The organism is Labrys sp. (in: a-proteobacteria) (assembly GCF_047605565.1).
Taxonomy (GTDB): domain Bacteria; phylum Pseudomonadota; class Alphaproteobacteria; order Rhizobiales; family Labraceae; genus Labrys; species Labrys neptuniae.
In genome coordinates this window covers 61017-80228 of the sequence record NZ_JASGFM010000007.1, presented here as the reverse complement: position 1 = coordinate 80228, position 19212 = coordinate 61017, and the positions used below count along the sequence as shown (strand labels likewise).

The 19212-nt window shown below is 59.9% G+C and carries 20 protein-coding genes; 17 read left to right on the top strand and 3 right to left on the bottom strand.

Annotated features, from left to right (window positions below):
* Window positions 1-249 precede the first annotated feature (249 nt).
* The 15 genes from QM672_RS09480 (at window position 250) to QM672_RS09410 (ending at window position 13904) form a co-directional block, all read left to right on the top strand.
* Window positions 250-1404, top strand: a complete 1155-nt coding sequence (locus tag QM672_RS09480; RefSeq protein ID WP_311939615.1) for a transporter substrate-binding domain-containing protein — start codon at window positions 250-252, stop codon at window positions 1402-1404.
* A 12-nt stretch (window positions 1405-1416) separates the two neighbouring features.
* Window positions 1417-2025: an ANTAR domain-containing response regulator gene (locus QM672_RS09475; protein ID WP_068290287.1), complete on the top strand. Its 609-nt coding sequence runs from the start codon at window positions 1417-1419 to the stop codon at window positions 2023-2025.
* A gap of 464 nt (window positions 2026-2489) precedes the next feature.
* Window positions 2490-3737: a transporter substrate-binding domain-containing protein gene (locus QM672_RS09470; protein WP_311939611.1), complete on the top strand. Its 1248-nt coding sequence runs from the start codon at window positions 2490-2492 to the stop codon at window positions 3735-3737.
* A gap of 71 nt (window positions 3738-3808) precedes the next feature.
* Window positions 3809-4699, top strand: coding sequence for an urea ABC transporter permease subunit UrtB (urtB, locus tag QM672_RS09465; protein WP_311939609.1), 891 nt, complete (start codon window positions 3809-3811; stop codon window positions 4697-4699).
* A gap of 25 nt (window positions 4700-4724) precedes the next feature.
* Complete coding sequence (gene urtC / locus QM672_RS09460; RefSeq protein ID WP_311939607.1) at window positions 4725-5819, top strand: urea ABC transporter permease subunit UrtC; 1095 nt, start codon at window positions 4725-4727, stop codon at window positions 5817-5819.
* On the top strand, window positions 5816-6613 hold the full coding sequence (urtD, locus tag QM672_RS09455) for an urea ABC transporter ATP-binding protein UrtD (protein ID WP_367625820.1): 798 nt from the start codon (window positions 5816-5818) through the stop codon (window positions 6611-6613). The genes urtC and urtD overlap by 4 nt, the downstream gene beginning before the upstream one ends.
* Window positions 6606-7301, top strand: coding sequence for an urea ABC transporter ATP-binding subunit UrtE (gene urtE, locus QM672_RS09450; protein ID WP_311939602.1), 696 nt, complete (start codon window positions 6606-6608; stop codon window positions 7299-7301). Before urtD ends, urtE begins: the two co-directional genes overlap by 8 nt.
* 48 nt (window positions 7302-7349) lie before the next feature.
* Window positions 7350-7802, top strand: a complete 453-nt coding sequence (gene ureE / locus QM672_RS09445; protein ID WP_311939600.1) for an urease accessory protein UreE — start codon at window positions 7350-7352, stop codon at window positions 7800-7802.
* The gene (locus tag QM672_RS09440; protein WP_415082150.1) at window positions 7799-8485 is read left to right on the top strand and encodes an urease accessory protein UreF; all 687 of its coding nucleotides are present in this window, start codon (window positions 7799-7801) and stop codon (window positions 8483-8485) included. The genes ureE and QM672_RS09440 overlap by 4 nt, the downstream gene beginning before the upstream one ends.
* 25 nt (window positions 8486-8510) lie before the next feature.
* Window positions 8511-9206 (top strand): urease subunit gamma, encoded by a 696-nt coding sequence (locus tag QM672_RS09435; protein WP_367625824.1) that lies wholly within the window; start codon window positions 8511-8513, stop codon window positions 9204-9206.
* Between the two features lie 13 nt (window positions 9207-9219).
* Window positions 9220-10932 (top strand): urease subunit alpha, encoded by a 1713-nt coding sequence (ureC, locus tag QM672_RS09430; protein WP_367625825.1) that lies wholly within the window; start codon window positions 9220-9222, stop codon window positions 10930-10932.
* A 4-nt stretch (window positions 10933-10936) separates the two neighbouring features.
* The gene (ureG, locus tag QM672_RS09425) at window positions 10937-11584 is read left to right on the top strand and encodes an urease accessory protein UreG (protein ID WP_367625826.1); all 648 of its coding nucleotides are present in this window, start codon (window positions 10937-10939) and stop codon (window positions 11582-11584) included.
* A complete protein-coding gene (locus QM672_RS09420; protein WP_367625827.1) occupies window positions 11581-12456 on the top strand; it encodes an urease accessory protein UreD in 876 nt (291 codons plus the stop codon). Before ureG ends, QM672_RS09420 begins: the two co-directional genes overlap by 4 nt.
* Before the next feature lie 41 nt (window positions 12457-12497).
* A complete protein-coding gene (locus tag QM672_RS09415) occupies window positions 12498-13100 on the top strand; it encodes a HupE/UreJ family protein (RefSeq protein WP_415082146.1) in 603 nt (200 codons plus the stop codon).
* A 213-nt stretch (window positions 13101-13313) separates the two neighbouring features.
* Window positions 13314-13904, top strand: coding sequence for a helix-turn-helix domain-containing protein (locus QM672_RS09410; RefSeq protein ID WP_415082144.1), 591 nt, complete (start codon window positions 13314-13316; stop codon window positions 13902-13904).
* Here QM672_RS09410 and QM672_RS09405 read toward each other — a convergent pair whose 3' ends face one another.
* Window positions 13905-14282 carry an SDR family oxidoreductase gene (locus tag QM672_RS09405; RefSeq protein WP_415082142.1) on the bottom strand — a complete coding sequence of 126 codons (378 nt, stop codon included), beginning with the start codon at window positions 14280-14282 and terminating at the stop codon, window positions 13905-13907.
* A gap of 700 nt (window positions 14283-14982) precedes the next feature.
* Between QM672_RS09405 and QM672_RS09400 the strand changes: the two genes are divergently transcribed.
* Window positions 14983-15333: a YidB family protein gene (locus QM672_RS09400; protein ID WP_367625831.1), complete on the top strand. Its 351-nt coding sequence runs from the start codon at window positions 14983-14985 to the stop codon at window positions 15331-15333.
* A 502-nt stretch (window positions 15334-15835) separates the two neighbouring features.
* Here the strand turns inward: QM672_RS09400 and QM672_RS09395 are convergent.
* On the bottom strand, window positions 15836-17152 hold the full coding sequence (locus QM672_RS09395) for an Nramp family divalent metal transporter (protein WP_415082140.1): 1317 nt from the start codon (window positions 17150-17152) through the stop codon (window positions 15836-15838).
* 265 nt (window positions 17153-17417) lie between these two features.
* Here QM672_RS09395 and QM672_RS09390 point away from each other — a divergent pair, with 265 nt between their 5' ends.
* Complete coding sequence (locus QM672_RS09390) at window positions 17418-17849, top strand: nuclear transport factor 2 family protein (protein ID WP_415082284.1); 432 nt, start codon at window positions 17418-17420, stop codon at window positions 17847-17849.
* Between the two features lie 1087 nt (window positions 17850-18936).
* Here QM672_RS09390 and QM672_RS09385 read toward each other — a convergent pair.
* Entirely contained in the window at window positions 18937-19197 is a 261-nt protein-coding gene (locus tag QM672_RS09385) for a hypothetical protein (RefSeq protein ID WP_311939582.1), read from the bottom strand.
* Window positions 19198-19212: the final 15 nt, after the last annotated feature.

Sequence of the window (19212 nt, the reverse complement as noted above, 5' to 3'; positions counted from 1 at the left end):
TCTGAAATGGAGGAACCCTCAGGCTGCGGCCAAGGTTGACGATCGATCTGCGACAAGGCCTCGGCACAAGACGCTCGGCATCGCCACTTTGGCGCCCCTCCATGCCGCCACGCGCTGCTGACGCATTGCACTCGCAACCTTGCAAGTATACTCCTATAGCCAGAGAAACAGTGGCGTTTCTCGCTCTCGCCTGTGTCGACCGGCCCGACAGGCGTATTCCTGTCTGTGCTCCGTTCTCAGGTGATAGTTGTGACCAATGACGATTGGAAAATCGGCGTTCTATTTTCCAAGAGCGGCGTAACAGCTGCCGCGGAAATAGCCGAAGCAAATGCGACGCTCCTGGCCACCGAAGAAATCAACGCTGCGGGAGGCGTGCTTGGGCGAAGAATTGCGCCGACATTCTACGATCCTGAATGTTCGGCGCGTCGATATCGCGAACTGGCTGTTCGGCTCCTGACCGAAGATCGGATCCGGGTCATCTTCGGTTGCTATATGTCGACGGCACGAAAGGCCGTTCTTCCGGAGATCGAGGCCTATCGCGGATTATTATTCTATCCTACATTTTATGAAGGATTTGAATATTCCAACAATTGCTTCTACACGGGTTCATCGTCAAATCAGAATGCTGTCCAATTGGCGCAATATCTGATCGAGAATTACGGCAAGAGATTTCTGTTGGTTGGTTCAAACTATGTTTTTCCATATGAATATAATCGAGTCGTAAGCGACCTGGTTACCTTGGCAGACGGAACGATTCTAGATGAGATCTATGTTCCGGTTGAAGCGGTTCGAAAGGATTTCGACAAGGTCATCAAACGTATAAAGGAGCTCAAGCCGGACGTGCTGGTGTCCAACGTCGTCGGCACGGGGGCGGTGCTTCTGTACCAGGCCTATCGGGAAGCGGGTTTCGACCCCAGTGCGATGCCCATTGCCAGCCTGGCGACCACAGAGGCGGAGGTGGCCCTGATGCCGTCGGGATTGGCCGCAGGGCACCTGACGGCAGCGTCGTTTTTCGAGACTTTGGACACGCCGGCCGCCAGGCGCTTCGTCACGGCCTTCAAACAGCGTTTCGGCGAGGATGCGCCGGTGACTGCCAGCGCGGAAGCCGCGTATTTTCAGACATATCTCTATGCAGCGGCGCTTGAACGGGCCGGGACCGACAATCCCGACGCCCTTGTGCGCCATCTGGCGGGCTTGGAATTCGACGCGCCACAGGGGCGGATTCGTATCGACCCCGACAACCATCATACAGAACTGTGGGCGCGTATCGGCAGGCTCAATCCGCAAGGCAAATTCGACGTCATCTGGGAGTCGGAGGCACGGGTAAGGCCGGACCCTTATTTCGTTACCGCAGCGCATGACGGCTGGGCCAGCGGTCTGACCCCCGCGCGTCGCAAGGCCTGATGGGAGCAGGCGATGACAGCCCATCTGCTCAAGGATCTCAAGGGCCTGCGCGTGCAGGTCATACATCCACCCGATGCCCAGGGCGTGGCGCTGGTCGAACATCTGCGCCGCATCGGCTGCAGCTGTGAAACGACATGGCCGCTGCCTCAGGCCGTCAGCGCGACCGCAGTCGTCGTGCTGGTCTCCATCGAACAAGAAAACCGGGACAAGATTCTGCGCCTTTTCAGGCCTGTCGAACCCTCGGACCCTGCTGTCTTGGCCGTCGTGTCGTTCGAAGATCCGAGCACGCTCCAGGTGGTGCTCGAATGCGGTGCACTGGCCGTGATCGAGCGGCCCATTCGTCCCTTTGGATTGCTCACCAACCTGATCATCGCCCGTTCGCTGTGGATGGAGCGCCAAAGCGCGGCCAAGCGGATCCGCAAGCTCGAACGCAAACTCGCCGGCAACAACCGGATCCTGAGAGCCAAGACCATTCTTATGGAAACACAGGGGCTCAGCGAACCGGAAGCCTATGAAAGCATACGCAAACAGGCGATGGGCAAACGTGTGGCGATGGACGATGTCGCCACCGCAATTATCAATGCTTATGAGCTCTTGACGTTCAAGGAAAGTCGTGCCTAGTATGAAACTTAGTTGACGTCCGGTGAAACGGCGTCACTCTCGGCGATCGACAGTGTAGTCTTCGCCATTTGGCTGTGCAGCCCGCAAACTCCCGTTCGGAGTTGGCGGGTTTTTTGTTTTGGTTAGGCCGACAAGGCTGTTGGCCTCCCTGTCTTGCAGTATCGGCGACACTGAGCATGCGCGAGCCGGCGCGTGCGAGGCAATGCTTTTACTCTCTATCCGAAAATCTTTGTCCAGACCTTGTCGCCTGGGGCTCGTGCGCGCCCATGCGGCAGGACCCACATCGAAAAGAAGGAGCCCGGTTCATCATCTTTCGACTGCAGCCCTCCTGCTGAGCTGGTGAGGCTGGACCGCAACGGTCAGGGCGTGCTCGGCGCGCTCGCGAGACTTCCGAATGATCCTGCACGGCCGCGAGGGGCGGCTCGAAGACAAGGACGCGCCCATCGAGGCGCAGAGGAGGGGTAATGAACGATAAGACAAGGCGTGCCTTTCTCAAGGCAAGCGGATTCGCGGCCATGGGATTGGCAGCACCAGCCATCCTGCGTCTGGGCGATCGCGCCTGGGCAGCCGAAGAGGTGCCGGTCGGCATCATGTATTCGCTCACAGGCACGACGGCGATCGTCGAGAAATCGATGAATCAATGTGCCCAGATGGCAATTGCCGAGATCAATGCCAAAGGAGGCGTGCTCGGCAAGCAATTGCGCCCCGTGATCGAAGATCCTGCTTCCGAGCCGCGCACCTATAGTGAAAAAGCGCGCAAATTGGTGATGGAAGACCAGGTGCCGGTCATTTTCGGCTGCTACACCACCGCCAGCCGCAAGGCGGTGCTGCCCGTGGTCGAGCGCCGCAAAAGCCTGCTGGTATGGCCGACCTGGTACGAGGGAGAAGAGTGCTCCAAGAACGTACTCTATGCCGGATCGGCGGTCCCAAATCAGCAACTCGAGAATTCACTGCCCTGGCTGAAGAAGAAGCTTGGACGTAGCAAGCTGTTCATCGTCGGTTCCGACTATGCCTTTCCGCGGGGCATGGCCAAGACTTCGAAAACAATCTGCCAGAAGATCGGCATGGAGGTCGTCGGCGACGAATATCTGCCGCTCGGCCACACCGAATGGGCATCGATGGTGTCCAAGATCGGGGCGAGCGGCGCGGATGTGATCTTTTCCAATGTCGTCGGGGATTCGATCGTCGCCTTCTATCGCGAGCTGCGCAACCAGGGCTATAGTTTCGACAAGCTGCCCTTGTGCTCGTCGACCACGACAGAGGTCGAGATCAAGGCCATGGGGCCGGAATATGCCCTCGGCAGCTACGTATCCCTGCCCTATTTCCAGACCGTCGAAACGCCGCAGAACCAGGCTTTCGTGAAGGCGTTCAAGGCCTATGCCGGCGCCGATGCCGTAACCCATGCCGCAATGGAGGCGGTCTATATCGGCGTTCACATGTGGGCGATGGCGGCCGAGAAGGCGGGTGAATTCACGGCCAAGGGGGTGGTTTCGGCCGTCGGCGGAATGTCCTTCGACGCCCCGCAAGGCAAGGTCACGATCGACCCGCAGAACCTCCACAGCTACCTGACGCCCCGCATCGGCAAGACACGGGCCGATGGATTGCTCGACATCGTCGACCAATATCCCGAGCCGCTGCTGCCGCTGCCCTATTCCAGCGTCGGGGAAAGCGCGGAGAAACGCCTCTGCACCACGAGCGGCGCTTCGCTCTAACGCGTCATCGGTCGGACTCCAGGCCGCTGCAGGCACTGCACGGCCACCGGCCACTTGCGATCGGGTTTGAGATGGAAACCTTCGTCATCGGGCTGAGCATCGGATCGATCCTGTTCATGGTCGCACTCGGTCTTGCGATCATCTACGGGACCATGAAAGTCATCAATCTCGCCCATGGCGAGATGGTGATGATCGGTGCCTACGTCACCGTGCTGGCGACCCGTCATCTGGGCTTGAATATCTATCTGTGCCTGCCCTTGGCGTTCCTGGTCACGGCGATGTTCGGCCTGGCGATCGAACGCTCGGTCGTCAGCCGTCTCTACGGACGTCTGCTTGATACTCTGCTGGCGACCTGGGGCATCGCCCTCATTCTTCAGCAGCTCGTCCGCATCCATTTCGGGCTGGCCCTGTTCGGCATCAAGATCGATGGGCTCGGAGCGGACCTGCAAAATGTCCCGGTACCGGTCGAGCTGCAGCAGACCTGGCATCTGCTGGGAGCCAATATCCCCGTCTATCGGGCCTTTGTCTTCGGGGTTGCCGTCCTGCTTGGGGCCGCGACCTGGTGGCTCCTTTACCGCACGCGCTTTGGTAGCCAGCTAAGAGCCGTATCGGTGGCCAGGAACACGGCTGCCGCCTGCGGCGTGAACGACAAGAAGGTCAATGCCCTTGCCTTCGCCTATGGCTGCGGTCTTGCGGGTGTAGCAGGTGTTCTCGTCTCCGGGTTCAAGACAGTGTCGCCGGACATGGGAACTTCCTATGTCGTCGACGCCTTTCTCGTGGTGGTCGCCGGAGGCGTGGGCCAGCTGCTGGGCACCTTCGCCGCTGCCGGAATACTTGGCGAGGTTCAGAGCTTCGTCGCCACCTGGCTCAATGATGTGTATGGCCGCACCGTTCTGTTTGCCGTGGTCATCCTCATCCTGCTGTTCAAGCCGCAAGGCCTGTTCGTGACCAAGAGCCGCTGACACTCCCAAAGACATGGATGAGCGTATGACATATCGAAGCACTTCCATTGCCGCCTACATAGTGTTCTTTGCGGTGGTGTTCGCCCTCCCGTTCTTCCTCAACAGCTTCTGGACCAACCGGGTTGCGACCTATCTCGTCTATGCAATCTGTGCCGTCGGGATAAGTCTGGCCTGGGGCTATACGGGAATACTCAGCCTGGGCCAGGGCCTGTTCTTTGGAATGGGCGCCTATATGCTTGCCATGTCGCTCACGCTGGCGGTGCCCGAAAACAACCCGGTGCCGGATCTGATGCTGCTCAATATGCAGCCGGACGCCGTGCGCGATCTTTGCTGCGTCACCCCGGGCTCCTTCCTGTGGATTCCCTTCAGATGGGTCGCGGTCGGCATGATCGCGGGATTGCTGGTGCCCTGTGCCCTGGCCGCGGGACTTGGCTATGTCATGTTCAAGCGGCGCACGACGGGCGTCTATGTCAGCATCATCACCCTGGCGTTCGCGCTGATCGGGCAACTGCTCGTGATCAACAATCAGCCCTTGACCGGCGGCTTCAACGGCCTTGCCAGCTTTGCCCCGCTGACGATTGCCGGTTTTGAATTCGACCCTTACGGACCCAGCGTCTATTACGCCGTTGCCGGCATTCTGTTTCTCGTCGTGCTCGGGCTTCGCCTGCTTCTTTCCGCTCGCATCGGACAGGTTCTCAAGGCGATCCGCGAGGACGAGGCCCGGGCCCGCTATCTGGGCTATGACGTCGAGAGCTACAAATTATTCGTGTTCTGCCTCTCGGCCACCATAGCAGGGCTGGCAGGCATGTTGTTCACCCTGACGGCGGAGTTCGCCTCACCCTCCCTGATGGCGACGTCGTTCAGCATCTCCATGGTGATCTGGGCTGCGACCGGCGGGCGGGCGTCCCTGCTGGGCGCCTGTATCGGGGCTTTGCTGGTGAATTTCGTCGGCTCCTATGCCAGCGAGAATGCCGTCCTCCAGCCGGTTTGGCCGATCATCCTGGGCGGGCTGTTCGTTTTCGTGGTGCTGGTGATGCCCAACGGCATCGTGGGCCTCATCAAGGCGTGGTTCGAACGCACCCCGCGTGACAATTCCTCACGACGGGAGGCCTACCCATGAACGCCGTGACCAGGATAGAGGCCGCACGACCGCAGGCAGCGACTCCGCCCATTCTGACGACCCGCAATCTCACCGTCCGCTTCGACGACTTTCCGGCCGTGAGCAATGTCGACCTGTCGATCGAAGATGGTGAACTGAGGGTCATCATCGGTGCGAACGGTGCCGGCAAATCGACGCTGCTCGATCTGCTGTGCGGAAAGGTGCTGCCGTCGGAAGGCGAGATCTGGCTGCGCGACCGCAACATCACCGGCATCGGCGAGGCGGCGATTGCGCGTGGCGGCGTCGGCCGGAAGTTCCAGACACCTGCCGTCTTCAAGGAGATGACGGTGCTCGAGAATTTGCAGATCGCAAGCAACCGCTACGTCAAGGTTCGCGACAATCTGTTCCGGCGCTTCTCGCGGGGGCCGACCGACCGGGAATTGGCGGTCGCCGAACGGACGGGGCTGTCATCCTTCATGAAGCGCAAGGCCGGGGAATTGTCCCACGGCCAATTGCAATGGCTGGAGCTGGCCATGGTCCTCAGCCAGGATCCCAAGGTCATTCTTCTCGACGAACCAGCCGCCGGAATGACGGCTGCCGAAACCGACAAGACCGCCGAGCTCCTGCTGGCGCTGGCCGGTGAACACACCGTGCTCGTCATCGAGCATGACATGGCGTTCGTGCGCAGGATCTGCCGCACCATAACCGTTCTCCACCAAGGTTCGGTCCTGGCGGAGGGAACGGCGGATGACATCGAGAAGAACCCCGCTGTCATCGAAGCCTATCTCGGTTCTGCGACGCTCAGCCATGCTTAAGATCAGCCATGTCAATGCCTTCTATGGTACCAGCCATATCATCCACGACCTCGATCTGGAGATACGCAAGGGCGAGACGTTCTGCGTCCTGGGACGCAATGGCGTGGGCAAGACCACATTGCTGCGCAGCCTTCTCGGCATCGGGGTGCGCACCACGGGGAGCATCGAATTCCAGGGCCACGAGATCGGCAGGGCCCTGACCCATGATCGCGCCCGGCGTGGCATCGGCTATGTGCCCCAGGGGCGGGAAATCGTTCCGGGCATGAGCGTGCTCGACAACATCCTGCTTGGCTGCAATGCGCGCACCGATCGCAAGACCGACGTGCCACCGCTTGTCTGGAGCCTCTTTCCATTCCTGAAGGACCACCTTGGACGGCGGGGAACGAACCTCTCGGGCGGCCAGCAGCAGCAATTGGCCATCGCCCGCGCTCTCGCCACCGATCCAAGCCTCCTCATCCTGGATGAGCCCACCGAAGGCATCCAGCCCAACATCGTCGAGGATATCGAGCGGGCAATCATCGCGCTCAACCGTGATCACGGCCTCACGATCATCCTGGTCGAACAGAAGATCCGCTTTGCTCGAACAGCGGCACACCGCTTCGCCATTCTCGAAAAGGGGCGCGTCGCGGCGGCCGGACCGACCAGCGAACTCACTCACGAACTCGTCCACCGGCATATGAGCCTGTAGCGCGCTGCGAGGACAGGCGCCGCAACCAGACAATGGGAGGAACCCAGCATGCTTCGCATCGAGAGCCTTGTCGGGGCCAGCACCGATCCCGGCCTGCATGAGCATCTTCACCATCTCGAACATCACGGTGATCTGGAGGTGGTCAAGATCGCTGTCGGGGATCTCGATCGTCGCCGCCTGCTCGCCCGGACCGAACGTGGCGAAGAGCTCGCCATCACGCTTCCGCGCGACCAGAAGCTGTTCGACGGGGCGGTGCTGCTCATGGAGGCCAGGAGGGCCATCGTCGTCAAAGCCGGCGAACAGCGCTGGCTCAGGCTTTCACCGCGTGGGGCCGAGGAAGCGCTGGAGCTGGGCTATCATGCCGGCAATCTGCATTGGCGCGTGCGTTTCGAGGGCAAGGACCTGCTGGTCTCGCTGGATGGCCCGGCCGCCGACTATATTGCGCGCATAGACCCGCTGGTCAGGAGCGGAGCTGTTCTGGCGGCCGAAGAGCACCAATGAGCACGCTCGATCCGAGCCCTTTGCTGGTGGCGCTGCAGCATGCCGACAGCCAGTTTCCATCCGGAGGCTTTGCGTTCTCCCAGGGGCTGGAAGCGTCAGCGCTCCTGAAGGAGACGCTGGGTGGCTGGGACCTTGCCGATTTCATCCTCACGCAGCTCGGCCATCGCTGGGCCGGGGCCGATCGCGTCGCCTTGATCAGGGCTCATCGCTGCGGAAGCGAACTGGCAGGGGTGGCGGAGCTGGACCGCGAGGTCGAAGCGTCGACCTTCGTGGATGGTCTCAGGGCCGGCTCGCGCCGGAACGGCATGGCGCTGCTGACGACCCACGCCCGCATCGGTACGCCCAAAGCGTCGGATTACCGGGCATTGGTGCGTGAGGGCTCCGCCTGCGGACATCTGGCCGTCATGCAGGGCCTGCTTTGGCGGTCGGTCGGGCTCGATGAAACCGCGGCTGCCTCGATCGGCGGCTATCAGGCCGCCGCATCGCTGGCTACCGCCGCGATCAGACTGGGTCTGATCGGTGCCATCGAAGCGCAGGCCATCCTCACCGCGGCCCTGCCGGTCATTGCCGGAATTTGTCGCGAGCCGGTGGCCGACGACGAACCGATCCGCTCGTTCAATCCGCTGACTGAAATCGCCGTCTCTTTTCATCGCGGCGGCGGCCAGCGGCTGTTTTCCAACTAGCCCGGTCAAAGAGGGAAGCACATTCATGCTGCTGACGCCCACTGAATTGGAACGCCTGACCATCTTCACCGCGGCCGAACTGGCCCGCAAGAGACGCGCCAAGGGCCTGAAGCTCAATTATCCCGAAGCCGTGGCCTTGATTTCCGACGAGATCCTCGAAGGGGCACGCGAGGGACGCTCCGTGGCGGAAATGATGGCGTTGGGATCGCAGATTCTCACGCAGGACGACGTCATGTCCGGTGTCGCCGCCATGCTTCCCATGTTGCAGGTGGAGGCGACATTCAAGGACGGCACCAAGCTGGTCACGGTTCACGATCCCTTGCGTCCTGCCCCCGACGGCCCTCACGACAGTTTCGAGCCGGGAGAGATCGTCAGCGAGGAAGGCGAAATCGAACTCAATGCCGGCAGGGAGAAACGGGCTGTTCGGGTGGTCAATACCGGCGACCGTCCCGTGCAGATCGGCTCCCACTACCATTTCTTCGAGGTCAACCGGGCTCTGGAGTTCGACCGCGCCGCCGCCTTCGGCATGCGCCTTGATATCGCCGCCGGTACGGCGGTGCGGTTCGAGCCGGGGCAGGAGAGAGAAGTGGAGCTCACCACATTCGGCGGGCAGCAGATGCTTTCGGGACTGAATGCGTTGTCGGACGGCTCGGCCCGGGATCCCAACGCCAAGGCAGCGGCCCTCGAGCGTGCTCGTGCCGCCGGTTTTCGTGGCGCTTGAAAGGAGAAGACAGATGGCATCGCTCTCCCGGCGCGACTATGCCGCGATGTATGGACCAACCACGGGTGACGGCTTCCGGCTCGGCGACACCTCGCTCATCGCGGTGGTCGAGAAGGACTACGCGACCTATGGCGACGAGTGTCTTCATGGCGGTGGAAAGACACTGCGCGATGGCGCGGGCCTAGCCGCGGGCGTGACCAGCGCCGAGGGGGCGCTGGACTTTCTCTTGTGCAACGTCACGGTGATCGATGCCGTGCTCGGGATCGTCAAGGGCGATCTGGGCATCAAGGACGGGCGTATTGTCGGTATTGGCAAGGCCGGCAATCCAGCGATCATGGACAATGTCGACCCTCGCCTGATCGTCTCGGCGGCGACGACGGTGCGTGATTGCGAGGGCCTCATTGCCACTGCCGGTGCGTTGGATGTCCATGTCCACTTCGACAGCGCCCAGCTTTGCGAGCACGCGATCGCCTCCGGCATCACCACGATGCTGGGCGGTTCGCTTGGGCCCATCACCGTCGGCATCGATTGCGGCGGCGCTTTCAATGTCGGCAAGATGCTGCAGGCCGCCGAGCAATGGCCGATCAATTTCGGTTTCCTCGGGCGAGGCAACTCGCACAAGCCAGCCTCGCTGGTCGAACAGATCGAAACGGGCTGCCTCGGCCTCAAATTGCACGAGGACTGGGGCACGATGCCCGCTTCCATCGACACCTGCCTGTCGGTTGCCGACGATATGGACTTTCCAGTCCAGATTCATACCGACACGCTGAACGAGTCCGGTTTCCTGGAAGATACGCTGGCCGCCATCAAGGAGCGCACCATCCACATGTACCACACCGAAGGTGCGGGAGGCGGTCATGCGCCCGACATCATCCGTGTTGCCGGCGTACCGTGGTGCCTGCCGTCCTCCACCAATCCCACCAATCCCTATACCATCAATACCTTCGACGAACATCTCGATATGACGATGGTGTGCCATCACCTCAACCCCTCCATACCCGAAGACGTGGCCTTTGCGGAAAGCCGCATCCGGGCGCAGACGATCGCCGCCGAAGACGTCCTGCACGATATCGGCGCGATCTCGATGCTGGGGTCGGACAGCCAGGGCATGGGCCGCATCAACGAGGTCATCTGCAGGACCTGGCAGCTCGCCGACAAGATGAAGCAGCAAAGAGGGCGCCTGCCTGAGGAGAAGACGCGTCTTGGCGACAATGAGCGGATCAAACGCTATGTCGCGAAATACACCATCAATGCGGCACGCACCTTCGGCATTGCCGACCATGTCGGCTCGCTCGAGGACGGCAAGATCGCGGATATCGTGATTTGGCGCCCGGCCTTCTTTGGCATCAAGCCCGAACTGGTCATCAAGGGCGGTTTCATAGCCTGGGGCGCGATGGGGGACAGCGCAGCCTCGCTGATGACCTGCGAACCCCTCTTGTTGCGTCCGCAATGGGGAGCGTTCGGGCGGGCCAGGCAGGCGCTGTCGGCCTGCTTCGTCAATCCGGCCGCCATCGACCGAGGGCTGGCCTCCACGCTCGATTTGAAGAAGGCGCTGCTGCCCTCCCGGGGATCGAGGGGGCTATCCAAGAAGGACATGCTCCATAACGACGTCTGCCCCCAGATACGCGTCGATCCCCAGACCTTCGACGTCTTTGTCGATGGCGAGCTTGCCACATGTGAGCCGGCGCGGGAGCTGCCGCTGGCACAACGCTATATGCTGAGGTGACGCCATGGACGCGACGTATCTGTTGAAGGATCGGCCATCGACCCGCGTGGGCGCTGCCAGGGTTGGCATTGGCGGGCCGGTCGGTTCGGGCAAGACGGCGCTCATCGAACGACTGATCCCGGCTTTTGCGGCACGAGGTGTCTCGCTGGCGGTCGTCACCAACGATCTCGTGACGGCGGAAGATGCCGAGCGTCTGCGGCGTTCCGGCCTGATCGATCCGGCGAGGGTTGCGGCTGTCGAGGCTGGCGCCTGTCCCCATACCGTCATTCGGGAAGATCCCACCCTCAACATCGCCGCTGCCGACGAGTTGGAGCAGCGTTTTCCCGATGCCGAACTGATCCTGATCGAGAGCGGCGGCGACAATCTGGCCTCCACCTTCTCGCTCGACCTCGTCGATTGGTGGATGTTCGTCATCGATGTGGCAGGAGGCGACGACATTCCCCGCAAGAATGGCCCGGGCGTGCTCAAATGCGATCTACTTGTCATCAACAAGAGCGATCTGGCGCCCCATGTCGGCGTCGATCTCGACCGCATGACAAGCGAGGCCGGCGCGGCCCGCCACGGTCGTCCGCTGGTGCTGACCAATTGCCGCAAGGCCGAGGGCATCGGCGCAATCGTGGACCGCATCCTGGCCGACGTGTTGTTCCGATGACGCAGCATTGGCAGCCACCATCGTCACCTGGTGATCCGGCCGTGCACATCATGGCCGAACATCGGGGCCGTTTCGAATTGGACTTCATCCGGCATGGTGCGCGAACGACGCTCGCGCGCCAGTTCGTCTCCTACCCGTTTCATCTGACGCGGCCTTTCCGGCTGGATCCGGCCATTCCTTCCTTGCTTACGCTCTATCAGCAATCGTCATCCGGAGGTCTCTATCGAGGGGAACGGCTCTCATGCCGATTTCGAGTGGGGGCGGGCGCTGCCGCCCACATAACGACCCAGGCCGCCACGATCGTTCATGATTGCCAGGGCCGGCCCGCTCAACAGAGGACTGTCATCGAGGTCGAGGGCGGGGCTTTTCTGGCCTATGCGCCCGACCCGCTCGTGCTCTTTCCAGGTGCGTCCTTTGCTGCCAGCCTGGAGGCGCGCCTGGCGGATGACGCGGTCATGTTCCTTTGCGATGCATTCACCACGCATGATCCCCGGGCTGAAGGACGCCGCTTCGACCAGCTCAGTTCGGATGTCGTGATCCGCAATTCGAGCGGGAGGCTGGTCGTCCGCGATAGTTTCCGGCTCGGCGGCGATGCGCTGTGCAGCCAAACTTCACCGATGGGGCGCTGGCAGGTCATGGCGAGCTATCTCGTCCTCGCTCCTCCTGCCCGTCTTCCTTCCCAGGCTGACCTGCAGTGCTCGCAGGTCGAGGGCCGTTCCATCATTGGTGTGAGCGTCCTCCCCAACGCGGTCGGCTTGGGCATTCGCTGTCTTGCCGCAGATGCGATCGCGGCTCGCAAAGCCACCGACCGGCTGTTCTCGCTGTGTTGCCAAGCCGCGTTCGGCCATTCGCCCATGCCCCGGAGAAAATGAGATCTCGGGGGCCGCTGACTGATTTCGAAAGGAGATAGCCCATGAAATCCCGCTGCACCGTTCCATTGGTTGCTGCGATCCTTGTCGGCGCCATGACAGCCGCTGCCAATGCCCATACGGGCATCGGCGATACCAGCGGGCTCGCGCATGGTTTCCTGCACCCCGTCGGTGGACCGGACCATATCCTGGCCATGGTCGCCGTCGGATTGTTTGCTGCCCAGTTGGGCGGGCGGGCGATCTGGCTCGTCCCGTTGAGCTTTGTGGCCGTCATGGCTTTCGGCGGCGTACTGGGACTAGCCGGCGTAACGCTGCCGTTTGTCGAACTGGGCATCGGCCTTTCCGTACTCGTGCTGGGCGCCGCCGTTGCCTTTCGGTTGCGCGCGGCCGTACCGGTGGCAATGGCTCTCGTCGGGTTTTTCGCGATCTTCCATGGCTATGCGCATGGAGCCGAGATGCCAGAGAATATCGGCGGCTTCACCTATGGCGTGGGCTTCATGCTCGGAACCGCCATGCTGCATGCCATCGGCGTGGGAGCCGGCCTGGCAATCGGCAGATCGCGAAACGGCCGCGGAGAACTTCTCGTCCGTTCGGCCGGAGCCGTTATTGCGATTACCGGTGCGGCTTTCCTCGGAGGGCTTGCCTGAAAGGCCGGCGCGGACATCCTGCTCCAACGGCAGGGCAAACGGCATGCGCTCGTGGCGATCTTTCCGCGAGGGCACAAGCGGGCATCATCGATGGAGAGCCGGTCAGCCGGACTACGTCGGCGTTCGAGCCGGCGTCTCCTTCCCTGCTGGAGCGCATGCATCGGCTTAAGGCGGCACAATGCCATTGAGCAATTTGGCGGTGGGAGGGCGCGATTGTCGGTAAGAAGAAAGAAGGAACGCCTTCCGGTCGCGATCGGTCGAGAGCTACGGGTCTGCAGGGAGCGTGAAGGGATCTCTGCCGTCGATCTTGCACGCGCGGCTCAAATTTCAGGTGGTACCCTGTCGAAGATTGAACGAGGCACCATCACGGCCTCCCTGACGATCATACAGTCCTTGGCAAGAATTCTGGGCGTTTCATTGTCTACGCTGATAAAACGAACAGAGAGGCGTCGTAAAGTTATCTTTGTCAGGCAAGCCGATGTGATTGGATCGAGTGTATTCCCTGTCCAGAAAGGTGTCTATAATTTAGATCTTGGCTCTGTCGATTCTTATAACGATCTTCTTAACACCAACCCCTCTTTGGTGGTGATTTATGATAATGAATATTCGAACATGTCATCCCAAGGAAAGGGGTATGTTTTAATTTTCATGCTGGAAGGTGAGATGATATATCGCCATGGCTTGAATAGTCATAAATTGGAAACAGGAGATAGCCTGTTTTTTGATGCTGAGAATTGGCATGGGCTTGCCAAAGCTGTCAAAACACCTCTCAAGTTTCTACAGTTTAATACCTGCTTCAAATAATTAGTATTGTATAAGGGGTTGGTTCATCCGACTGTCGTTGTCACTCGTGCCCACTGCACTATTGCTACACCACACTGAATTTCGCCGTGAAACGGAAGTTGGGTGCCCTCCAGGCGAGCCCGTCTGATGCGGCAGCTTCTTGGTGCGGCCTCCGTCCATCACAAAAACATGCCCGGTCGCAAATCGCCTCTCATTGGAGGCAAGCGATACCGCGAGATTGCCGATGTCGCGCGACTCTCCCAGCCGGCCTGCCGGATACATGACCAGGAGTTCGCGTCGGATTCGCGACCTGCCGGCTATGCTTTCCAGATATATCTCGCTGGGCCCCGAATTGTTCCAGTCCGGTGGGATTGCATTGCAACGGATACCGTTCCGCAACGTTCCGGTCTTGGCGCCAAGCTGGAACCAGGCATGTTCGGGCCGGCTGTCGCCGCCTATGGGGGATGATTTACGAATTCTCGTTCAAGCAATGACTTGGCGGGGTTTGCTTTTGGCGCTTCATTCTCGTGTGAATAGAAGCAGGCGTTTGCGATCGCAGGTTCAAATCAAAGGTGCCATAGCCCGCAACCAGTTACGATGTCTTTTGAGCCAGAAATACCCGATCGCATCATCGCAAGACTGACGTGATCTTGGGCTTGAACTGCCTGGAGCAGTCCATTCCGCCCTGGGATAGCTTCCCTCGCCAGCGCATCAGGGCTATCTCGACCCCGGGTCGACTGTCCGGTGAAACGGGGGAGGGCACACGGAGGGCTTCGGCCCGGTTTGGGGTGGCCCGGCCGCGAGGATCAGTCGGCGGCATGCGGCCGGGCCTGCCGGCCATGTCGTTGCGGGACAGCCGGCGGCTCCCCCGAGTGGTCAGGAGCGCTTGAAGGCTAAATCGGCAGCGTCCCGGAACGAAGCGGGATGTTGTTAAGAGTTGTTTCCGGCGTCCGCGGCCAACGGAGCCTGGCCGATCGTTCAATGAAAGGGCGACCGGGCCTTGCATCATAATGTTACCTAGCGTTACCCTGTGGGGCGGGGGCTGTTTACGAGTTGCTAGCCTTTGCAGGCAAGCCAACTATCATTTCTGGAGGATGTCATGGGATTGCTCGACAACATTCTTGGTGCATTGCAAGGGCAGACTGGAAGCTCGATTTCCGATTTGGTGTCACAGCACTTGCCCGATCTCCTCGGGCAACACGGTATTGATGGCCTGCAGGGGCTGACGACCCAGTTGTCGCAAAGCGGACTGGGCGAAGCAGTTTCGTCGTGGATCGGCAACGGAGAAAATCAGGCGGTCACTGCCGACCAGATTTCCCAGGCCCTGGGTTCGCCTATGGTCACGTCGCTGGCGGAGAAGTTCGGCGTTGATCCGGCCCAGGCGAGCCAGTTCCTCGCCGACCATCTGCCGCAGATCATCTCGACATTCCACGGCAATCAAACAGCCTGAAGGAGCCCGGCCGCTCGATCGAATGGAGAGGCGGCCGGGCCTCGCCAGCAGACTGTGAATACTGCTGGCGATTGCTTCCGCCGGGCGCGATGGAAGCAAGGAAGAGGGTAGGCCGGCCGGATCACGGGATGAAGCTTGATCTTGTTAAATGTTGTTTCGCCAACCTGGCGATCGAGGCGAAGTAGGATAGGGGCATGGCGCCCCGCGTGTCCTCTTCCTGCTTGAGCGCCCGGCCGATTTCGCAACTACGGGTCCCGTTGCCAGTGTCGATCGGGGGCGAGCCGTACTGCGATCTCCGCCGGGACATGTTGCCTCGCCGTTGTCGGTGTTTTGATCGGCCGGAACTCAGCGCCCGGTGTGGGGCAGGTGCTGCCTGTTGGATTGCCGCGGCGTTTGTCGGTGCAACGATGGTCGCCGATACTACGAACGGGGCCGTTGTCGGTGCGGGAGATGGAAGTGCAATAGGCTCCCTGGCCGAGGCAGCGGCTTTTCGTCGATACGGCTAGTTCAAGACGGCAGACGCGCCCATCCCTACGGCGCATAGCGCCATGACACCCGTGGAGAGCCAGCCCAGGCCAAGCAGCCAGCCGCCGATCACCTGCTCGCCCATGATTCTTTTGTCGGTCGACATCAGCATCATGATGACCATGATCGGCACAGCGACGACGCCATTCACCACGGCGCTCCAGAAAAGGGCCTGGATCGGATTGACGGGGGCGAAATTCAAGGCCACGCCGAGCATGGTTGCGATCGCTATCGTGGCATAGAAGGCCTTGGCGTCCTTGGGCTTGCGGGCCAGTCCGGTGGGCCAGCGCAGCGCTTCTCCGAGCCCGTAAGCGGCCGATCCGGCCAGCACCGGCACGGCCAGGAGCCCTGTTCCCACGATGCCGATGACAAACAAAAGCTCGGCAAATTTGCCTGCAACGGGCTCCAGCGCTTCAGCCGCCTGCGCTGAACTGCCAATGTCGGTGATGTGGTGCACATTGAGCGTCGCGGCCGCCGTGACCATGATGGACAGCGCAATGAAGTTGGAAACGCCCATGCCGGCGAGCGTATCCAGTTCAATCCTTTGATCGGCCTCCTTGGCTTGTTCCGGACTATCCTTCAAAGGGTGGCGCTTGGGCTTTTCCTTGAGGTCCTCCACTTCCTGCGAGGCCTGCCAAAAGAAGAGATACGGGCTGATGGTGGTGCCAAAGATTGCGACAATTGCCATGAGATAGTCGGAGGAAAGCTCGATATGCGGCGTAAAGAATCCCGTCGCGAGAGCCGCCCAGTCGATCTTTACGATGAAAAGCGTCGCGACATAGCTCAGCAAGGCCAGGCTGAGCCATTTGAGAATGCGAACGTATTTCTTGTATTGCAGGAATACCTGCGCGATTGCGCATCCGGCTCCGAAAAGCACGACATAGACCAGGGCCGGGCCGCCGATGATGAGTTTGACGGCGTCGCCCATTGCGCCGATATCGGCCCCGATATTGATGATGTTGGCGATCACCAGCAGGCAGACGCCCGTATAGACCAGCCAATTGGGATAATATCTGCGCAGGTTGCCGGCTATGCCTCGTCCCGTGGTTCGTCCGAGACGGGCGCTGATCATCTGGATGGCGCTCATGAGGGGGTAGGAAAACAACAGGGTCCAGCTCGCGCCATAGGCATATTGCGCACCCACCTGGGAATAAGTCGCAATTCCGCTGGGATCGTCGTCCGAAGCGCCGGTGATTAAGCCCGGGCCGAGAACTTTGAGTATACGTGGCTTGCTTGGCTCGACAGCCGGGCTGCGCTCCGTTCTTGGATCGAGGTCCCCCTCAGTCCCGCTCATTGTTCCGCCTTGCTGCAAGATGTTCTTGTTGTTGCTCTGGCGCCGACATCGAAAGCTGCAAATCAATCTGTGCGCAGGATCGATGTGGCGCCCTCTCGTCTGCTATGCGAGCTTACGAACTCGCTCGGTGGCATTCGGTTCCCGAGGAATGCTCGAACCGCCCGGCGGAATGGCGATAGCGTACGGTGGCGGAATTGTGCTTGGAACGGATGGGAAGCACCGCAGTTCTGGCTGTCCAGTACCGAGTTTCCAGGAGAACGCTATGATGGAGGCGGCTGTAAGGAAGCTATTCGAGCGATACGAGAACTTCTGCAATCAGTCTCTCGGTGGCCATGCGGACATGGACGAGGTCGCCTCACTGTACGCGCCCGAATTTATCGGCGCCGCACCCGCCGACGTCATGACTGGAAAGAACGACGATCAGTTCAAACAGGCGATCGTGCAGGGATATGCACATTATCGGGCAATCGGGACGACAGAGATGCGCATACGCAATGTCCGCCTTTCCTCCATAGACGAATGTCATTGCCTAGCCCATGTCGCTTGGACCGCCACCTATGCCCAGAAGGGTCGAGGGCACAAAGTGATCGATTTTGATGTCCACTATTTCGTTCAGATACTGGATTCCGAGGCGAAGATATTTGGTTGGGTATCAGGCGACGAGCAGGCACTTCTAAAAGAGCATGGCATCATCTGACGCCAGCCGTGCCTGCAAATGCACGCTTCTCCGATCCGTGTGGCTCCTTCCTGTCCGACTTAGAATATGCCGGCCTCTGAGACAGGGGGCGAACCGAGATCGACAATTAGATCGCCGGGCGCCTTCTCGGCGCCGTCACAAAGGTCGCCAATGCTTATCCTGGTGGCCGTATCAGTTAATTCAGGCGTCGAGGGCATGAAAAAGCATGAGACGACGTAATTTTATATAAAAACTAAGATTATAATAATAAATATTTTGAATTTATAGATAAATTTAGGCTCGTAAACTATAATAATACGAAATTAAATTTAAAAACACATTATAACCTCCACTAAAATAAGAATTTATATGAAGATAATTATTCGAATTATTGTAGTTGGCGCGTGTATGTAGTTCGGATAAATTTAAACTTGCATTCAGATCCCCTTCGTCGTTGATTAGTCGAAGTTTCAGGGAAAGGTATGCAAGTCATGAGGCAGGTCTATATCTTATTGCCGTTAGGGGTAGCATGTGTCTTGGGAGCTTGTGCCGACAATAAACCACTCGAGAAGGGGTTGAGGGTTGGCCCATCCGTTACTCGCCATACGAAAAAAGATCAGTCCGTCACGGTGTACAGCGCGTATCAGGTCGCCAACGATTGCGTCATGTATGACCTGCCACCTTCCGTCAAGATTATCACGCCTCCGCGCAATGGCATTGCCACGGTTGTTCACGTGAAAGACCATCCCGCCTACCCGACGACAAGCCATCTCTACAAATGCAATGCCAGGATGATACCGATGACTGCAGTCACGTATCGGCCGAATCCGGGCTTTACGGGTACCGATAGCCTCGCATTACAGACCAATTTCACCGGATCTCTCAATCCTCCTGACCGGACTGCAGTTGCCGTTGAGGTAGCACCGTAGACCCGGTCACCGGCATTCGCGCCCCCACTCGAGCCCTGCGGTGCTCTTAGCGTGGGGTCGATGATGAACCATATGGCGGGCTGATCGAGCCCGTGGCGCAAGCCGAGATGGCCCGGCAACGCTGCTTTTCGCCGAGCGCAGGGCTTCGCAGCCGGACCGCTTGTTGCGCGGGAGCGGGGCTATCGGAGCAGGATCTGCGACTGCCAAACCCGGGTTTCGATCCGTGCCCGGATCTGCTCGGCCTTGCCATGAACGACCACGAAGTGCTCCCTGTCGAAATACAGGGTCGAGCTGTCGGGCTCATTGCCCTCGATATAGCAGATGCGAGTCACGTTCACTTCGATCGGATGTCGGTCGAAACTTCGTTCGAATGTACAGAATATCGGGATTCTGGTCTCTGTCCCTTCAGAACGACCCGTCGTCTCCTGCGCTTCGTCCATTCCTACCATCCCACA